Raw genomic sequence first — 17,841 nt, forward strand, 5'->3', positions numbered from 1 at the left:
CTCTTGCCTCTTAATATTGAGGCAAGAGGTTTTTTGAGTTTCAAAAGATCCCCTCCTTGCCAGCAGATCAGACCAACCTTTGGTAACGATGTTCTTATCTGTGTGAGGAGGGGTTTTCTATGTCTTAGTTGATGAACAGGAGATGGGTAGAATGAATCATATTAATTTTTTGGAGGTTTTTTGATGAATAGAAAGTCATCTAATTTTCGCTGGGTTTTGGCAGCTATTATGTTTGCTATTAGTTTTATTTCCTATATGGACCGTGTCAATTTGTCTGTAGCTACGCCCGCTATTATGCAAGAATTTGGCTTTAACAAAATGCATATGGGAGCGTTACAAACAGCTTTTTTTGTTGGCTATGCTGTCATGCAGATTCCTGGGGGCATTATGGCAGAATTGTTTGGTTATCGGCGTGTCGTCACTGTGGCAGTTGGATTCTGGTCTATTTTTACATCACTTACAGCTATGTGTAATAGTTTTACCATGTTTGCAGTTATTCGAGCTTTATTTGGTATCGGAGAAGGTCCGCTTGCACCTTGTTTTGGCCAGTTTATTTATCGTTGGTTTACAGCCAACGAGAAAGCACGTGGCTCGGCGTGCTTTTTAGGCGGCATGTTTGTGGGGCCTGTTGTGGGACCGGCTGTTACAGTTGCCTTGATGCTGGCTTTTGGATGGCGCTCCGTGTTCATTTTATTTGGAATCATTGGCATAGGACTTGCTATAGCTTGGTATTATTTTGTTACGGAATCCCCGCGGGACAATCAATTTGTTACAGAGAAAGAGGCCGATTATATTGAAGCCAATTTACAGCTTACTCAAATAAAATCAATGGCTCCCTGGCGAAATTTTATTACATCCTCGCAATTTTGGGCCATTGGTATTCAGTTTTTTGTTACTGATTACATTATGTATGTATTCTTAGCCTGGCTTCCTTTATATCTCATGGAAGCGCGAAATTTTTCATTGACAAGTATGGGGTTTGCAGCTTCCTTGCCTTGGCTTGCTTTGTCGATTATCACCTTTTCTACTGGATTTATGAGTGATAAACTCGTTAGCTCCGGTCTCTCTAAAACGAAAGCGCGCACTGTATTTGGAACTATGGGGCTCACAATTTGTTGTGGTGCTCTTTATTTGGGGGCAGTGGCCCAAGATTCCTGGTGGAATATTTTTTGGCTTACCCTTTCTCTTGGCGCCCTTGGTTTTACTTTTAATGCATCTTGGGCAGCCTGTATGGATATTGGCGGAGAATTTTCTGGCTCTGTTTCAGGCTGGATGAATTTTTGGGGAAATCTCGGTGGTGCTACAGCACCGCTTTTAACGGCGTGGATTGCTACTACTTATGGTTGGCAATTTGCTATTTTAGCTACATCAGCCTTGGCTATTATTGGTGTTGGTGCTTGGCTGGCTGTCAAGCCGGATGTATCGCTGATTTGTCAGAAAGGCAAGGATAAAAAATCTCTTTGTTTAGCGCATAAAGCGATTTAGAAAAATCATCGATGTTAGCAGATTGCGAAAAGTATTGTACGAATAAAGGAATGTTATTTCGAACACAAAAATCTCATTGACAAAGACATAAAACAGTAGTATATTACAAATTACGAACTAAAAAAAATAATAATTAGATAAATGTAATGATGAAGAATAGTAAACAGTGCAAAGTTGCAGTGAGCCAATGGTCGGTGAAAATTGGTACTTCAGCCTGTTGAATCCACTTCGTAGCAGGTAGGGACATAACCTATACCGGTTTGATGCCGTTATTATCTATGAGGTCATAGAAATTTTTATGATGAAAAAGGTGGCACCACGTGAGAATTACTCCCGTCCTTGACATATCGTCAAGGATGGGAGTTCTTTATTTTACTGGCAAAAAACAATTTAAATAAGCCTGTGGAGGGGAATATCATGAAGATTTTGATTTCCGAAAAGATAGCTGATAAGGGAATTGAGAAGCTCATTCAAGAAGGAGCGACTGTAGACGTTTTGCCAAAACTTACGCGACAAGAGTTGCTTGATGTTATTGGAAAGTACGATGGCCTGATTGTACGGAGTGTCACCAAGGTGAATGAAGAACTTTACCAGCATGCTACAAATCTAAAAGTTGTTGGACGAGCGGGTAATGGAGTAGATAACATTGAAATGGAAGGGGCAACCAAACGGGGTATTATTGTTGTGAATACACCGGAGTCTAATGTTGTTTCAGCAGCAGAACTGACGATTGGATTATTACTTGCTTCTTGCCGTAATATACCGGGTGGCAATGAGCGTGTTCGTTCAGGCAGCTATGATCGTGCTAATTTGAAAGGTGTGGAACTACAGGGCAAGACAGTGGGAATTGTGGGTTTTGGACGGATTGGATCACTTGTTGCCACGCGTTTAAAATCTTTTGACATGCAGGTTATTGCCTATGATCCCTATATTAATGATGCCAGGTTTAAAAAATTCGGTGTAGAGAAAAAAGAAAAACTTGAAGATTTAGTGAAGGAAGCCGATTTCATTACGGTTCATACGCCGAAAACGAAAGAAACGATTGGTATCATTGGCAAAGAACAGTTTAAAGTAGCGAAGAAAGGTGTAAGAGTCATCAATTGCGCGAGAGGCGGTATTATTGATGAAGAAGCCTTGAATGATGCGTTGAATAAAAAAATTGTTGCCAGTGCAGCAATTGACGTTTTGGTCAGTGAGCCTCATCCGAATACGCCGCTTATTGATTTTCCCAATGTCGTGTTTACGCCCCACGCTGGTGCCGATACAGTAGAAGCGCAAGATAATGTTGGTCTTACTGTGGCTCAAGAGGTTATCAGTGCACTCCGAGGCGAAATTGTCCCCAATGCTGTGAATTTGCCGACGATTCCTAAACAGGAATTTGAATCTTTTTCAGCTTATTTGAAATTAGGCGAGACACTCGGTAAGATGTACTATCAATTAGAAAAAGATGCTGTGGAAAAAGTGGAGATTGTCTATAGCGGTGATGTGGCTACCATTGATACATCCGTGATTAGTTTGGCTATCTTAAAGGGGCTTTTTGAGCCAGTTTTGCAAGAAAAGGTGAATTATGTAAATGCCAGCCTTATTGCGAAAAATCGGGGCGTTACTGTAACGGAAAGTAAAAAATCTACTGTTGAAAGTTATTTGACATTGATTCAAATGAAGGTTATTTCGAAGAATAAAACCTTTACTATTAGCGGTACCATCTTTGGCAAGGGTGAAATGAGAATTGTAGAGATCAATGGTTTTACTTTCGATTTAACGCCCCGTCCTTATATGCTTGTGGCTGAAAATATTGATAAGCCAGGCATTGTGGGTCAAATTGGTACGATCCTTGGTGTGAGTAAGGTAAACATTGCGACGATGCAGCTGGGGATTAATGATCAGGAAAAACGGGCCATGATGGTTTTGGCAATTGATTCTGATGTGTCAGTTGATGTTCTGCAATTTATCAGCGGTGTAGAAGGTGTGTTGAAAGTTCACTTGGTGAAAATTTAAGAAATTACAATTAAAAAATAAATAAAATAAAAGAGGAAAAACGTTATTTGTCTGATGACAGGCAAGTCGCGTTTTTTTTCTTCTGTAAGCGCGTTCTAGTCATATTACAGGTACAACCCTTAGTATTAATGGTGGTTACGAAACGCAATTAATGCAAGATTTTTTTGTAAGACCTATGACTATTTTGGCTGTGTGTGGTAAAAACTTGCTTGTTTAAAATAACAAGCAGGAGTGTTTGGTTTCTTTCATGAATCTATCTAGTAATGAGAGTCTGTCAAGGAGGCGAAAGCAATTGTTCCAGCAGTTGTTCAACGATTTTATTACAGGGTTGCAGTTTTTAACACGTATTCGTCTCGTTACGCAAGTCGATTGTTCTCAAGATAGTTTTCGCCGTAGTGTTAAATTTTTTCCTATTATTGGCTGTCTCATTGGGCTGCTATTATCAGGAATAATCTATGGATTACAGTTGCTTGGGAGTGGCAAAATTCCTTCACATGTTATGGCATGCAGCCTGATTTTGATTGAAATACTGTTAACAGGCGCTTTGCATTGCGATGGCTTTATGGATACGATGGATGGAATTTTTTCTGGACGTTCCCGCGAACGGATACTGGAGATTATGAAAGATAGCCGTGTTGGTTCTTTCGGTGTTATTGCTTTTTGTTTGTTCGCGCTTATGAAATATTCCTTTATCTTGGATATGGATTCTTCTTTATTAGCCTTGGCTTTTTTAGTTATGCCCATTGTCGGGCGGTTGGCAATTGTTATGGCTGTTACCTTGTTTCCCTATGCACGGCGTGAAGGGTTGGGCAAGAGCTTTTCTTATCATGCTGATCGCAGAACCTTGTATATTGCTGGATTATGTGCTGGAGTCATACTCGCTTTATTAGGCAGATTAGCTCTTCTTAGTAGTCTATTTGGTCTTATTTTTGCGTATATTTTTGCCGAATATGTGAATAAGCGGCTGGAAGGATTAACAGGGGACATTTATGGTGCTGTCAATGAACTAACAGAGCTTGCTGTTTTGTTCGTATTTACTTGTTCATGATATGAGGAGTATGGGATTTTTTTTACTATGTTCTTTAATATTTTGCTAAGCTAGCTAAAACAGGTAGGAGAATGGTTACGTATGTAGAAAAAGTGTGATAATTGAATTGAATAAAGTGCCACTGTATGGGTGCCTCTCGACTTGAGAGGAGAATAGGGAAGTCGGACAAGATATTATATCTTGAAACGACGCGGTCGCGCCACTGTAATCGGGGAGAAACTTCTTTTTATGCCACCGGGAGAACGGGAAGGCTAAGAAGGTTTGATGATCCGTAAGCCAGGAGACCTGCCTGTACAGCTGCCATGTACTCCCGCGTAAGGAGTAGTGCCAGAAGGAGAGGGTCTTAAAAATACCTAGCCTTTTTGGTTTGGTATTTTTTTATTGCTTCCTAAAACACATTGAGGAGGAATTCAGATGGATTTCGAAAAAACAGTCAATGATTTTATTGATGGGGCGGCAAAGCCGCCCAGTAGCTTAGGAACTTTGGAAAAACAGATAAAAAAAGTGCTGTTAGCCTGGGGAAAAATTGATTTGGAAATTCGGCCCTTTCATATTATTTTTGCTGCAGATAATGGTGTTGTAGAAGAAGGCGTAGGCAATACTACAGCGGAAATTACTTATTTACAAGCAAAGAATATGGCCGAGGGTCGGGCGACGATTAGTTGCTTTTGCCAGGCTAACCAGATTCCCTATGAAGTAGTGGATGTGGGGATTCATACCGACCGAAAGTCAGGTCTGGATCGGAAGGTAGCCTTAGGCACTAAAAATTTTATGAAAGAAGAGGCCATGACAGAGACGGAGTTTCAACGAGCTTGGGAGATCGGTCAGGAACGAGTGCGTCATGCTGTTTTAGAAAAAAAGTCGAATTTGCTTTCTTTTGGTGAAATGGGGATTGGTAATACAACAACATCTTCTGCCGTGCTTCATGCTCTCACCGGGATGCCGCCGGAATTTATTGTGGGTTATGGAGCGGGCTTAAATAATAATGAGATTTTAAAACGCAAACGCCTTGTTGTTGCCAAGGGGGTGGAACTTCATAAAGAAAAATTGCACACAGTACAAGATATTTTACGTTGTGTCGGTGGATTTGACATTGTTGCCATGTGTTCTGGTATGCTGGAATGTGCAAAATTACATATTCCATTTGTAATAGATGGCTTTATTGCAGCTGTTGCTTATACCTGCGCGTTTCGCCTTAATCATGAGCTTGATGGTTATGCTATCCCTTCCCATATTTCAAGAGAACCAGGTATGGCCTATTGTTTAATGCTTGGCAATATATTAGCGGAAGATGTTGTCTTGCATGCCAATTTGGCACTAGGCGAAGGGACAGGGGCCGTGCTTATGGTTTCGATTTTAAAAACTATGTTATATACTTTGCATAACATGGCAAGATATTCTGATTTTGTTTATAGTGAGCCCTTGCCTGCACAAGATGTGGCCATGTAAAAAAATTGCTACCGTTTGGTAGAATATTGCTATTAGCAGGGAAAAAATTGCATTCTAGCTAATATCTCTATAAGAAATAGTAAGACTTTTCTGTATTGCTTTTTCAAGGGAGGGCGACGAATGCAAACAAGTCATCCATTTGTTTTAGGTGAAATTGTCAACACTCAGGTCTTGCAGGAGATACAGGATAAATTTTCCGAAGCAACGGGTTTTGGCGCAGTCATTGTGGATCGCGAGGGCAATCCAGTTACACGTCCGAGTAATTTTACCTGTTTTTGTTCTTATATACGATCTGAACCACAGGGATTGGCCCGCTGTGTTAATTGTGACGACTGGGGCGGCAGGCAAAATCAAAAGCCTTGTGTTTATCTCTGCCATAGCGGATTAACGGATTTGGCAGCTCCTATTATTGTGCAAAATGAGTATATTGGGGCATTTCTTGCTGGCCAAGTGGTTTTGGATAACAAGAATGCTGATGCCAAAGCGGAAATGTTTCGTCGTACGGAAAATTTAGAGCTTGACAGACAGCTATTATCAAAATTTTATGATATTGTACCGATTGTGCCGGAAAACCGGATAAAGGCGGCTGCCGATCTTATTTATATTATGTCTAATTATATTGTTGAAATAGGTGTTGCCAATATTGTCGGTAAGCAGTTAGTGGATGAATTGCAATCGAAGGCGAACTTAGAGGCCCTATTGCGCGCAACAGAGTTAAAAGCTTTGCAGTCACAAATCAATCCGCATTTTTTATTTAATACACTCAACACCATTGCACGGTTAGCTTTATTGGAAGGTGCAGGACGGACGCAAGAAGTGGTATTTGCTTTAGCTGATTTACTCCGCAATAATTTGCGGGACATCGATGTACTGCGTCCTTTAGAACAAGAATTAAAGTCCATTACAGACTATTTGACGATTCAAAAAATGCGTTTTGGTGAACGGATTCAAACAGTTATCCATGTAGATTCACAGCTGATGAAGGCAGAGATTCCAGCTCTTACTCTTCAACCGCTTATTGAAAATGCCATTATTCATGGATTGGAAGCTAAGTTAGATGGAGGGACAGTTGAAATTACCGGCGAGATTGTCGGTAATTCTATGATGCTTTATGTAATCGATTCAGGAGTGGGGATGTCGGAAGATATGATTCATGCCATTTTTCAATCTGAAAAACGTACGAAAACGCATGGTCAAACAACAGGTCTTGGTGTTATCAATGTTCATAAACGTATTCAACATTATTTTGGTAATGATTATGGTCTTACACTGGACAGTAAGTTAGGAGAAGGCACTCGTATTGCGATTCGGCTTCCCTACTGTTCGGATTAGGCGGATATTTTGGGAGAAACGTTATGGTTACACTATTTATAGCAGATGATGAACAACTAGAAAGACAGGCATTACGGCTAATTATTGAAAAAAATTGTCCTAACATTCAAATTATCGGTGAAGCGGGTGATGGAATCAGCACGGTTCATATGGTAATTGATGAAAAGCCGGATATTGTGTTAATGGATATTCGTATGCCTGGAATGAATGGTTTAGAAGCTGCCAAGCGCATTCGAACGGTTTTGCCTGATTCGCATATTGTTATGCTTACGGCTTTTGATGAGTTTACTTATGCCAGGGAGGCCCTTACGATTGGCGCTGTGGAGTATCTGTTAAAGCCTGTTAGACCCGCTGGTATTGTGAGCGCCATGGCGGTAATCGAAAAAAGAATTGCTGGAATTCGAGTCAAACAAGCTGAAGAAGAGGAATTGCGCAAAAGTGTAGAATCGGCTCTCCCTTTTATCCAAATGTCTTTTGTCTATGATCTGATTTCTGGTTCTATTACAGAGCTTGATCACTTACAGCAACGTTCGCGTTTTTTAGGTCTTACTTTTGATCCTGGTGTAGCTCTTATCGTGGATATTGACAATTTTAAGCAACTTACTTGTCAGGACACGGAGCTTGAAAAGCAATTAATGAAACAAAAAGTTTATCAGCATATTTGTCAAGTTACTGGCAAGAATGCGTTAGTTACACCTTTTGGCAGTGATAATGTCATTGTTTTGCTAGGGTTCGCCAACGAAGATAGGTCCGAAGAAATTGAAAATTCCGTTCAGGAGATAGCTGTTACCATTAAAGAAAGTATTCGGCTTGAGATGAATATTGGCGTTACCATTGGCATTGGCAATTATTATGAGGACCCACGCGAGCTTCATAAGTCTTATTTGGAAGCTCGGCGTGCCGAACGGCAAAGGTTTTATCTTGGAGACGGTCAAATTATTCATATTAAGGATGTGCCTTATGTTAATGCCAGTCCCTTTAATTATCCCTTCCGGTATGAGAGGGCTGTTCTTGATAAGGTGCGGTGCGGTGACCGAGAACAAGCGAAGGAGACCCTCCATGAATTGCTCAATGGTATTTTTGCTAGTAAGGCTAGTATTGAGACAGTAAAGGCTTGCGTATTGGAACTTCTCATTGTATTATCCCGCTCCGCTGTAGAGGGAGGCGCAAATTTAGATCAGCTTACGTTGCTTAATTTTACTTGTATTGATCAATTGACTGCTTGTAACACGAAAGGGCAAGTGGAACATTGGTTATTTGAGGCGCTCGATCATTTTATGGATAATATGTTGGATAATCGTGTGAGTACGAATCTTAGGGTGATTAATCAAGCTTGTGATTATATTGTTCATCATTGTCATAAGAATATTTCTTTGGAAGACGTGGCTCAGACTGTCCATTTAAGTCCCTTTTATTTTAGTCGTTTATTTAAACAGGAAAAAGGCTATAATTTTGTTGATTTTCTTACACAAGTACGTATGGATAAAGCAAAAAAGTTGTTGCAGAATCCTGATTTTACAGCAGTACGCATTGCTTCGGAAGTGGGCTATCAAGATGCTAGTTATTTTAGCCGCGTTTTTCGCCAGACAACAGGGTTGACACCCAATCAGTATCGACAGGGAATAAATAAGCCTAAGTAAAAGCGAGATTATCTCATTGATAGGATGTTATCTATTATAAAAATGACCAAACGGAGATTGTAACACTACAATCTTTGTCTGGTCATTTTTATTTGTAAAAAAAATTACATAGATGAACAAAAAAATCCTGTTAGCTTGTTTTTTTATTATTCGTGGATGAATAGATCGTCAAAATAGCAGCAAATATCTTTGATGCCTCAGCAATATTTAAGCAAGGTAGAAGAGATGAAAAGAGTAAATATACTTTTGTAAAACTATTTTGAAGATTGCGAGGAAAGATCATGGCAACAGAAAAACCACGCGTCGTTCAAGAATATGTACCAGGTAAACAGTTGACGCTAGCCCATCTTATTGCCAATCCAAAACGGGATTTGTGTGAAAAACTTGGACTTGTGACAAGTTCAGCCATTGGCATTCTAACGATTACACCCTGTGAGGCAGCCATTATTGCGGCAGATATTGCGACGAAAACGGCCGATGTTCAAATTGGTTTTATGGATCGTTTTACAGGTTCCCTCGTTATTACAGGGAATGTAGCTGCTGTTGAGGCAGCCCTCAGTCAGATTATTCATGTTCTTCGTGATGGCTTGGGGTTTACAGGTCCAAAGTTGACGAAATCCTGATATGGAGAAGGTTATGTTTGTTGGTGCCGTAGGGGCCGGGAAAACGTCGCTGATTCATGTATTACAGAATGATTGCCAAAAGGTACAGAAAACACAAAGTATTATTTTCACAGATGGTGCCATTGATACGCCAGGTGAATATGCGCAAATTCCACGATTTTATTCGGCACTACTGATTACTGCTGTGGAATCTTCGATTGTCGTTATTGTGCAAGATGCAACAGATTTAAAAACTACTCTTCCGCCTGGTTTTGCTGGGATATTTACGCGAAAGGTTGTTGGAGTAGTAACAAAAATTGATGCACTTGGCGCAGAAAGGGAGAAGGCTCGCAATCGGTTATTTCAAGTGGGGGTCAAAGATCCGATTTTTTTTGTTTCAGCCCATACAAGGGAAGGTATTGATGTATTCATGGATTACTTGATGAAAGGAGGTGTACATAATGAGTGAAGCGCTAGGAATGGTTGAAACGCGTGGGTTAGTGGGGGCCATTGAAGCAGCTGATGCCATGGTTAAGGCAGCAAATGTCATTTTAATTGGCTATGAGAAAATTGGCTCAGGTTTGGTGACAGTCATGGTACGCGGTGATGTTGGCGCAATTAAAGCAGCCACAGAAGCGGGTGCTGCCGCCGCCCAAAGGGTGGGTGAAATTGTATCTGTTCATGTGATTCCACGTCCGCATACGGATGTAGAAAAAATTCTTCCCAAGGTAAAGTAGGCATTAATATGGAGGTGACAGGATAAATGCAAGAACAATTAATTGACAAAGTGATGGATGAAATTAAGAAACGGATGGAAAGTCAGGAACCTGCCAAGGTGGAACAAGAGCAAGCGATAACGTCAGGAGCAAGTTTTGCGAATCCTGGACTAACTGAATTTGTGGGAACTGCTATTGGCGATACGATTGGTCTAGTTATTGCCAATGTGGATCCTATGCTGCATGACATCATGAAAATTGATCCAAAATTCCGTTCGATCGGCATATTAGGTGGCCGTACTGGTGCCGGCCCTCATATTCTGGCTGCTGACGAGGCCGTCAAGGCTACGAATACAGAAATTATTACGATTGAATTAGCCCGTGATACGAAAGGCGGCGCCGGACATGGTTGCTTGATCTTGTTTGGTGCTGAAGAAGTATCAGATGCCCGGAGAGCTATTGAAGTGGCACTAAAAGAACTAGATCGGACGATGGGCGATGTTTATGGTAATGATGCCGGTCATATTGAACTGCAATATACCGCTCGTGCCAGTTATGCAGTGAATAAAGCTTTTAATGGTCCGATTGGCAAGGCATTTGGTTTAGTTGTTGGTGCTCCAGCAGCTATTGGCGTACTCATGGCGGATGTGGCAGTGAAGACAGCTAATGTCGAATTAGTTGGCTATGCGAGCCCTGGTGGCGGAACAAGTTATTCTAACGAAGTTATTATTATGGTTACAGGTGATTCCGGTGCCGTGCGTCAAGCCGTACTTGCTGCGAAAGATACAGGGAAAAAACTACTGGAAGCACTAGGCGGGCCTGCTCCGTCGACAACAACACCTTATATTTAAGTAGCAAGGAGGGGAGACAACATGAAAAAATCGAAACGTTTTGAAGCTTTGGCAGCGCGTCCTGTTAATCAGGATGGTTTTGTAGTGGAATGGCCGGAAGTAGGCCTTATGGCGATGGGGAGCCCGAATGATCCGAAACCGAGCATCAAAGTGGTCAATGGTAAGATTGCCGAAATGGATGGGATTCCCCGCGAAAAATTTGACTTTATTGACCAATTTATTGCCGATTACGCAATTGATGTGTCTATTACTGAACAAGCCATGGCGATGGATGATTTGGCTATTGCCAAAATGCTTGTGGATGTCAATGTTTCACGCGATGAAATTGTCAAGGTAGTTCGTGGACTGACAGCAGCCAAGATTGTTGCTGTATTCAATAAAATGAATGTCGTTGAAATGATGATGGCGTTACAAAAGATGCGGGCGCGTAAGATTCCTTCTAATCAGTGTCATATTACGAATATCAACGATAATCCTGTCTTAATTGCAGCAGATGGTGCTGAAGCTGCACTACGTGGTTTCGATGAAATGGAAACAACCGTTGCGGTCGTTCGTTATGCGCCATTTAATGCCTTGTCGCTTTTAATTGGCGGTCAGACCGGACGAGGTGGTACGCTTATTCAATGTTCCTTAGAAGAAGCGACGGAACTGGAATTGGGTATGCGCGGTATTACTGCTTATGCTGAGACGATCTCTGTCTATGGTACGGAAAATGTTTTTGTTGATGGTGATGATACGCCATGGTCTAAGGCTTTTTTGGCTTCGGCTTATGCGTCACGAGGTCTTAAAATGCGCTTTACTTCTGGAACTGGTTCCGAGGTGCAAATGGGGTATGCCGAAGGCAAATCGATGCTCTATCTCGAAGTTCGCTGCATCATGATTACCAAGGGTGCTGGGGCACAGGGACTTCAGAATGGTTCTGTTAGCTGTATTGGTGTGCCTGCCGCTGTTCCATCAGGAATTCGAGCCGTACTTGCTGAGAATCTTTGTACTTCTATGATGGATTTGGAAGTAGCCTCAAGTAATGACCAGACCTTTACTCATTCCGATATTCGGCGCACAGCACGGACATTGATGCAAATGTTACCTGGAACGGACTTTATTTGTTCAGGCTATGGCGGGATTCCTAACTATGATAATATGTTTGCTGGTTCCAATTGGGATGTAGATGACTATGATGATTGGAACATTATTCAACGTGATCTTAAAGTAGATGGTGGATTGCGGCCGATTTTGGAAGAAGAAGCCATTGCTGTTCGAAACAAAGCAGCGCGAGCCTTGCAAGCTGTTTTTAAAGAATTGGGCTTCCCGGCTATTACGGATGAAGAAGTGGAAGCAGCTACTTATGCCCATGGCAGTAAGGATATGCCGCAGCGGAATGTTGTAGAAGATTTAAAAGCGGCACAGGAATTAATGAGTCGCGGCATTACGGGTTTGGATATTATTAAAGCCTTGTCAAAGGCCGGGTTTGATGATTTGGCTACCAATGTACTGAATCTGTTGAAACAACGTATTTCCGGCGATTATCTTCATGCCGCAGCTATTCTTGATAAAGACTTTAATGTCATTAGTGCCGTCAATAATCGTAATGATTATATGGGACCTGGCACAGGGTATCGGATGAGTGACGAACGTTGGGATGAAATTAAAAATATCAGTCAGGCCATTAATCCGTCTGATTTTGATGTTTGAGTAAGGAAAAGAGGTGCATGGAAAATGCAAATGAACGAGCAAATGATTCGTGAAATTGTAGTGCAAGTCCTGCAAGGCATGGAAAGTGAGATACCACAGGCTGCGAAACCCGTCACAACGGGTCATCCGATGAAACTTGTTGAAAAAGGCGTTGCTACTGCGGCCAGTCGGGCCGATGAAGTAGTTATTGCCTTGGCACCGGCTTTTGGTAAGTTCCAGAATAAAACCATTGTGAATGTTCCTCATAGTGATGTACTGCGGGAAATGATTGCAGGTATTGAGGAAGAAGGTCTTCATGCCCGGGTTGTTCGTATATTGCGTACTTCTGATGTTGGTTTTGCTGCCCATGATGCAACGAAGTTCAGCGGGTCGGGGATTGCCATTGGAATTCAATCACGCGGCACGACGGTTATTCACCAGAAAGACTTGCCGCCTTTAAGTAATTTGGAACTCTTTCCTCAGTCACCGTTATTAGATTTAGCTGCCTATCGGGCGATTGGACGTAATGCAGCCAAATATGCCAAGGGAGAGTCTCCTACACCGGTTCCTACCCGAAATGATCAAATGGCACGGCCGAAATATCAGGCTAAAGCAGCTATCTTGCATATTAAGGAAACGGAACATGTTGTGCCAGGCGCGAAGCCAATCGAGATTGAAGTGCAATTTTAAGTCGTTGGAGGTGAAGATAAATGGCCACAGAAAAGATGGTGGAAGATATTGTTCGTGAGGTTTTAAAATCCATGTATCAAGGAAAAGACACGTCGGGAAATCAGACATCTCAAAGCGCGGCAGGAAAGGCTCAGGGCCTGAATGCTGACAAAGATTATCCCTTGTCAACGAAGCGCCCAGAACTTTTAAAAACGCCGACAGGTAAGAAATTATCGGATATTACCATTGAAAAAGTATTAAATGGCGAGGTGACGGCAAAGGACGTCAGTATTGCTCCCGAGACGTTAAGAATGCAGGCTGAAATTGCTGATAGTGTCAATCGTAAACAGTTTGGTGATAATTTGCGGCGGGCTGCTGAACTGACAATTGTTCCAGATAAGCGTATCCTGGAAATTTATAATGCTCTTCGTCCGAATCGTTCAACTAAGCAAGAGTTGCTTGCGATTGCAGATGAATTAGAACAGCAGTACCATGCCAAAATTAACGCAGATCTGATCCGTGAAGCGGCGGATGTGTATGAACGCCGAAATCGTCTGCGCGTACAGTAAGGTGGGGTTGTCATGACGATCATTGCAGGTGTGGATGTTGGCAATTCGACAACTGAAATTTGTTTAGCAAAAATTGAGGACGGAAAACCGACGCAATTTCTTGCTAGCAGTATTGTAAAAACAACGGGTATCAAAGGAACGGTAGCCAATGTTCCGGGCATTGTCATTGCCCTTAAAGATGCATTGCAAAAATCCGGGCTCCTGATAGCTGATTTGAAGGAAATTAGGATCAATGAGGCAACACCTGTAATTGGTGATTTGGCAATGGAGACCATTACGGAAACGATTATTACTGAATCAACCATGATTGGACATAATCCTTCTACACCTGGTGGCGTAGGCTTAGGTGTTGGTCTTACTGTAGCCTATAGTCAGCTTGATCATGTTGCAGCAGGGGATCAGGTTATTTGTATTGTTCCGCAAGATGTCGACTTTGAAGAGGCAGCACGAAAGATTAATGCGGTTTTGACACGCGGCGTCGATGTTCAAGGCATTATTGTACGGCAAGATGATGCAGTATTGATTGCCAATCGACTGCAAAAGGTGTTACCGATTATTGATGAAGTCACGCTTATTGAGAAGGTTCCTTTTGACATGTTGGCTGCAGTAGAAGTCGCTGCGGCAGGGCAAACGATTCAAACCCTATCCAATCCCTATGGTATTGCTACGGTGTTTAATTTGTCCGCTGAGGATACGAAGCTTGTTGTACCCATTGCTCGGGCGCTTATTGGCAATCGTTCAGCTGTTGTTGTACGGACTCCGCAGGGGGATGTGAAGGCCCGTACCATTCCTGCCGGATTCATTACGATTATCGGGGAAAAAGGGAAGAGTGATCTTGATATTGAATCAGGTGCTCCTAAAATTATGGAGACAGTGGAACGCGTACAGCCTGTCCTGGATATTCAGGGAGAAGCAGGAACAAATGTTAACGGCATGCTGGAAAGGGTGCGTCAGGTTATGAGTGACTTGACGGCTCAGCCACTAGGTGAAATGAAAATACAGGATATTTTAGCTGTTGATACCTTTGTGCCCCAAAAAGTACAAGGTGGTTTAGCGGGAGAATTTGCTCTGGAAAATGCTGTCGCCTTGGCGGCGATGGTGAAAACGACACGTCTTCCCATGCAACAAATTGCCAATGAATTGACGAATCAGTTGGGCGTTAAGGTTATTATTGCCGGAGTAGAAGCCAACATGGCTATTCGCGGTGCCCTTACAACACCAGGAACGGATAAACCTTTAGCTATTCTTGATATGGGCGGTGGCTCGACAGATGCGGCGGTAATTAGCAAGAGTGAGCAAGTCGATGCCATTCATTTGGCTGGTGCAGGCGATATGGTAACCATGCTGATCAATTCGGAATTAGGACTGAATGATTTCGATTTAGCGGAAGATATTAAAAAATATCCTTTAGCTAAAGTGGAAAGCTTATTTCATATTCGGTTGGAAGATGGGACAGTGAAGTTTTTTAATGAGCATCTTTCACCGCAGGTCTTTTCACGCGTTGTCATTTTAAAAGAGGATGGGATGGTACCCATTCCTTCTCACCATCCGCTTGATAAAATTCGACATGTCCGGCGCGAGGCCAAGAAACGGGTTTTTGTTACAAATGCTTTGCGTTCTCTGGCACGTGTAGCACCCACAGGCAATATTCGTCATATGGAATTTGTTGTTTTAGTCGGAGGATCGGCGTTAGATTTTGAAGTGGCCGATATGGTGACAGATGCGCTAGGCGAGTATGGCATTGTTTGCGGACGCGGTAATATTCGCGGTTCAGAAGGACCTCGTAATGCTGTAGCGACAGGTCTGGTACTATCCTATTTTGACGGAGAGGCATGATAGTTATGACAACAGAAGAAAATTTTATGAAACCTTGTATCGCTATTCAAGTCTTTCCTCATGTAGGTTGTGAACAAAAGCTGCGGGAAATCACAGCAGGGATGGAAGAAGAAGGGATTCCCTGCGCCATTGTGACAAGTAGCGAACAAGATGCTGTAAAGCTGGCCTTTCAAGGTGCCTGTGATTCCAGGCTTGGCGTGGGATTAGGTGTTGGAGAACAAAGTGTGTCTATCCATTACGCGAAATTGCCGCCTGAGCAACCACTCTTTGTGCTGAATGGTTATGGCAGCGTACAGGAATGGCGCTGTTATGGCTATAATGCAGCACGACTGGTAAAAGGTATTCCTTTTAAAAAAACATCAAAGGACTCTGGCGTTACCCAGTCGTCGGATTCAGCTGATTTGTACCGCACAATTAGCAGCATGGTTGCTAAAATATTGCAAGAATTTGCACAAGGCCATGGAAAGGTGTGAGAGCATGGTCAAAAATGCTTTAGGCTTGATAGAAACCGTTGGCTTAGTTGCTGCCGTCGAAGCCGCTGATGCGGCAATTAAGGCGGCTAATATTGAGCTGGTTGGCTATGAATTAACGCGTGGCAGTGGTTTAGTTGTTATTAAGTTATTTGGTGATGTGGGTGCGGTAAAGGCTGCCGTAGAGGCAGGAAAGAACGCTGCAAGCAAAATAGGAAAAGTATGGACGACTCATGTTATTCCGCGTCCTCATGCTGAACTTGAAGGTATTTTGCTGACAAAGGACACGGTTGGACTAAATAAAAAAAAGCCTGCATTGAGCGCAGAAACTGAAAGGTCAGCAGTAGAAGTAAGTAGTGAAGTGCCTTCTATTAAGAACAGTGATGAAATAGAACGCGCTGAAATGGACCAATTAACTGCTGTTCCTACGTGTAATCTTTGCTTAGATCCTGCTTGCAGTCGTAAAAAAGGTGAGCCACGGATCAACTGTATTCACTACGATCAGAATAATAAGGGGGAATTGTAATGCGCGGAGAGGCATTAGGTATGGTAGAAACAAGAGGATTAGTAGGTGCCATTGAAGCTGCTGATGCCATGGTTAAGGCAGCAAATGTGATACTCGTTGGGTATGAAAAAATTGGTTCAGGACTTGTCACTGTCATGGTTCGCGGTGATGTCGGTGCTGTCAAAGCAGCTACAGACAGTGGTGCCGCTGCAGCGGAAAAAGTCGGAGAAGTCGTATCGATTCATGTTATTCCACGTCCTCATACAGATATTGAAAAGATTTTGCCGAAAGTAGACGTTCAAGGCGAATAAGGTTCTAAAAGGTTATTGGAGGTGAGATGATGGAACGAATGATCATGGATAAAATTGTTGAGCAAGTCGTTACAGCCTTGTCGCATGTAAACGAGGCCGATTTATTAGTGAAGCCCATCCCTGTAGGAGTGTCAAATCGCCACATCCACCTCTCTGCTGAACATATGGAAAAATTGTTTGGTTGCGGTAAGAAATTAACGAGGCAAAAGGAGCTCATTCAAGCGGGTCAATTTGCGGCCGCCGAAAAGGTGATCCTTGTGGGCCCCAAAGGAGTTTTGCAGGGAGTCAGAGTGCTCGGCCCCTTAAGAGAAACGACACAAATTGAAATTTCTCGTACAGACGGTTTTGGTCTGGGAGTCGTACCACCCTTTCGGGATTCCGGTGATATCAAGGGATCGCCAGGAATTGTTGTTGTGGGTCCTTCTGGCGCCGTTACGTTACAAGAAGGCGTAATTTGTGCAGCGAGACATGTTCATATGTACAATGATGATGCGAGATACTTTGGCGTTTCAGACGGAGATCACGTGACAATTGTCATTGACGGGGAGAGAGGACTTTCGTTCAACAATGTTTTTGTGCGTGTAGGCCCTAAGTGTCGGTTGGAATTTCATATTGACACGGATGAAGCCAATGCTGCTGGTTTAAAAACAGGTGATAAAGTGATTTTGCCGCAGCATATGGAGGTGTAA

At 42.5% G+C, this 17,841-nt stretch carries 18 protein-coding genes, 1 riboswitch and 1 other annotated feature; all 18 genes read left to right on the plus strand.

The window, feature by feature from the left end; translation table 11 throughout:
- Positions 1 to 183 precede the first annotated feature (183 nt).
- The 18 genes from Ga0466249_RS14295 (at position 184) to Ga0466249_RS14380 (ending at position 17,841) form a co-directional block, all read left to right on the plus strand.
- Positions 184 to 1,485 carry an MFS transporter gene (locus Ga0466249_RS14295; protein WP_215830144.1) on the plus strand — a complete coding sequence of 434 codons (1,302 nt, stop codon included), beginning with the start codon at positions 184 to 186 and terminating at the stop codon, positions 1,483 to 1,485.
- A 137-nt stretch (positions 1,486 to 1,622) separates the two neighbouring features.
- Positions 1,623 to 1,829, plus strand: a binding site (T-box leader).
- Positions 1,830 to 1,902: 73 nt separating this feature from the next.
- Positions 1,903 to 3,483, plus strand: a complete 1,581-nt coding sequence (gene serA, locus Ga0466249_RS14300) for a phosphoglycerate dehydrogenase (RefSeq protein ID WP_215830145.1) — start codon at positions 1,903 to 1,905, stop codon at positions 3,481 to 3,483.
- A 292-nt stretch (positions 3,484 to 3,775) separates the two neighbouring features.
- Positions 3,776 to 4,531 carry an adenosylcobinamide-GDP ribazoletransferase gene (cobS, locus tag Ga0466249_RS14305; RefSeq protein WP_246588738.1) on the plus strand — a complete coding sequence of 252 codons (756 nt, stop codon included), beginning with the start codon at positions 3,776 to 3,778 and terminating at the stop codon, positions 4,529 to 4,531.
- A gap of 110 nt (positions 4,532 to 4,641) precedes the next feature.
- Positions 4,642 to 4,838, plus strand: a riboswitch (cobalamin riboswitch).
- A gap of 107 nt (positions 4,839 to 4,945) precedes the next feature.
- Positions 4,946 to 5,980: a nicotinate-nucleotide--dimethylbenzimidazole phosphoribosyltransferase gene (locus Ga0466249_RS14310; protein ID WP_215830147.1), complete on the plus strand. Its 1,035-nt coding sequence runs from the start codon at positions 4,946 to 4,948 to the stop codon at positions 5,978 to 5,980.
- Positions 5,981 to 6,100: 120 nt separating this feature from the next.
- Positions 6,101 to 7,312 carry a sensor histidine kinase gene (locus tag Ga0466249_RS14315; protein WP_215830148.1) on the plus strand — a complete coding sequence of 404 codons (1,212 nt, stop codon included), beginning with the start codon at positions 6,101 to 6,103 and terminating at the stop codon, positions 7,310 to 7,312.
- Positions 7,313 to 7,335: 23 nt separating this feature from the next.
- Complete coding sequence (locus tag Ga0466249_RS14320; RefSeq protein WP_215830149.1) at positions 7,336 to 8,952, plus strand: response regulator transcription factor; 1,617 nt, start codon at positions 7,336 to 7,338, stop codon at positions 8,950 to 8,952.
- A gap of 281 nt (positions 8,953 to 9,233) precedes the next feature.
- Positions 9,234 to 9,575 carry an ethanolamine utilization microcompartment protein EutS gene (eutS, locus tag Ga0466249_RS14325; protein ID WP_215830150.1) on the plus strand — a complete coding sequence of 114 codons (342 nt, stop codon included), beginning with the start codon at positions 9,234 to 9,236 and terminating at the stop codon, positions 9,573 to 9,575.
- Between the two features lie 13 nt (positions 9,576 to 9,588).
- Positions 9,589 to 10,023: a EutP/PduV family microcompartment system protein gene (locus Ga0466249_RS14330; RefSeq protein WP_246588739.1), complete on the plus strand. Its 435-nt coding sequence runs from the start codon at positions 9,589 to 9,591 to the stop codon at positions 10,021 to 10,023.
- The gene (gene eutM / locus Ga0466249_RS14335) at positions 10,013 to 10,291 is read left to right on the plus strand and encodes an ethanolamine utilization microcompartment protein EutM (protein WP_312889778.1); all 279 of its coding nucleotides are present in this window, start codon (positions 10,013 to 10,015) and stop codon (positions 10,289 to 10,291) included. The genes Ga0466249_RS14330 and eutM overlap by 11 nt, the downstream gene beginning before the upstream one ends.
- A 26-nt stretch (positions 10,292 to 10,317) precedes the next feature.
- The gene (gene pduB, locus Ga0466249_RS14340; protein ID WP_215830153.1) at positions 10,318 to 11,121 is read left to right on the plus strand and encodes a propanediol utilization microcompartment protein PduB; all 804 of its coding nucleotides are present in this window, start codon (positions 10,318 to 10,320) and stop codon (positions 11,119 to 11,121) included.
- Between the two features lie 21 nt (positions 11,122 to 11,142).
- Positions 11,143 to 12,813: a propanediol/glycerol family dehydratase large subunit gene (locus Ga0466249_RS14345; RefSeq protein ID WP_215830154.1), complete on the plus strand. Its 1,671-nt coding sequence runs from the start codon at positions 11,143 to 11,145 to the stop codon at positions 12,811 to 12,813.
- Positions 12,814 to 12,837: 24 nt separating this feature from the next.
- Positions 12,838 to 13,482, plus strand: coding sequence for a propanediol/glycerol family dehydratase medium subunit (locus Ga0466249_RS14350; protein ID WP_215830155.1), 645 nt, complete (start codon positions 12,838 to 12,840; stop codon positions 13,480 to 13,482).
- 20 nt (positions 13,483 to 13,502) lie between these two features.
- Entirely contained in the window at positions 13,503 to 14,030 is a 528-nt protein-coding gene (locus Ga0466249_RS14355; RefSeq protein ID WP_215830156.1) for a diol dehydratase small subunit, read from the plus strand.
- 12 nt (positions 14,031 to 14,042) lie between these two features.
- Positions 14,043 to 15,866, plus strand: a complete 1,824-nt coding sequence (locus tag Ga0466249_RS14360; RefSeq protein ID WP_215830157.1) for a diol dehydratase reactivase subunit alpha — start codon at positions 14,043 to 14,045, stop codon at positions 15,864 to 15,866.
- Positions 15,867 to 15,871: 5 nt separating this feature from the next.
- Positions 15,872 to 16,339: a glycerol dehydratase reactivase beta/small subunit family protein gene (locus tag Ga0466249_RS14365; protein ID WP_246588740.1), complete on the plus strand. Its 468-nt coding sequence runs from the start codon at positions 15,872 to 15,874 to the stop codon at positions 16,337 to 16,339.
- Positions 16,340 to 16,343: 4 nt separating this feature from the next.
- Positions 16,344 to 16,862 carry a BMC domain-containing protein gene (locus Ga0466249_RS27225; RefSeq protein ID WP_215830158.1) on the plus strand — a complete coding sequence of 173 codons (519 nt, stop codon included), beginning with the start codon at positions 16,344 to 16,346 and terminating at the stop codon, positions 16,860 to 16,862.
- The gene (gene pduA, locus Ga0466249_RS14375) at positions 16,862 to 17,152 is read left to right on the plus strand and encodes a propanediol utilization microcompartment protein PduA (RefSeq protein WP_215830159.1); all 291 of its coding nucleotides are present in this window, start codon (positions 16,862 to 16,864) and stop codon (positions 17,150 to 17,152) included. Before Ga0466249_RS27225 ends, pduA begins: the two co-directional genes overlap by 1 nt.
- A gap of 26 nt (positions 17,153 to 17,178) precedes the next feature.
- Positions 17,179 to 17,841 (plus strand): phosphate propanoyltransferase, encoded by a 663-nt coding sequence (locus Ga0466249_RS14380; protein WP_281422650.1) that lies wholly within the window; start codon positions 17,179 to 17,181, stop codon positions 17,839 to 17,841.

Origin of the sequence: Pelorhabdus rhamnosifermentans, assembly GCF_018835585.1 — a bacterium.
In the GTDB taxonomy this organism is placed as follows: domain Bacteria; phylum Bacillota; class Negativicutes; order UMGS1260; family UMGS1260; genus Pelorhabdus; species Pelorhabdus rhamnosifermentans.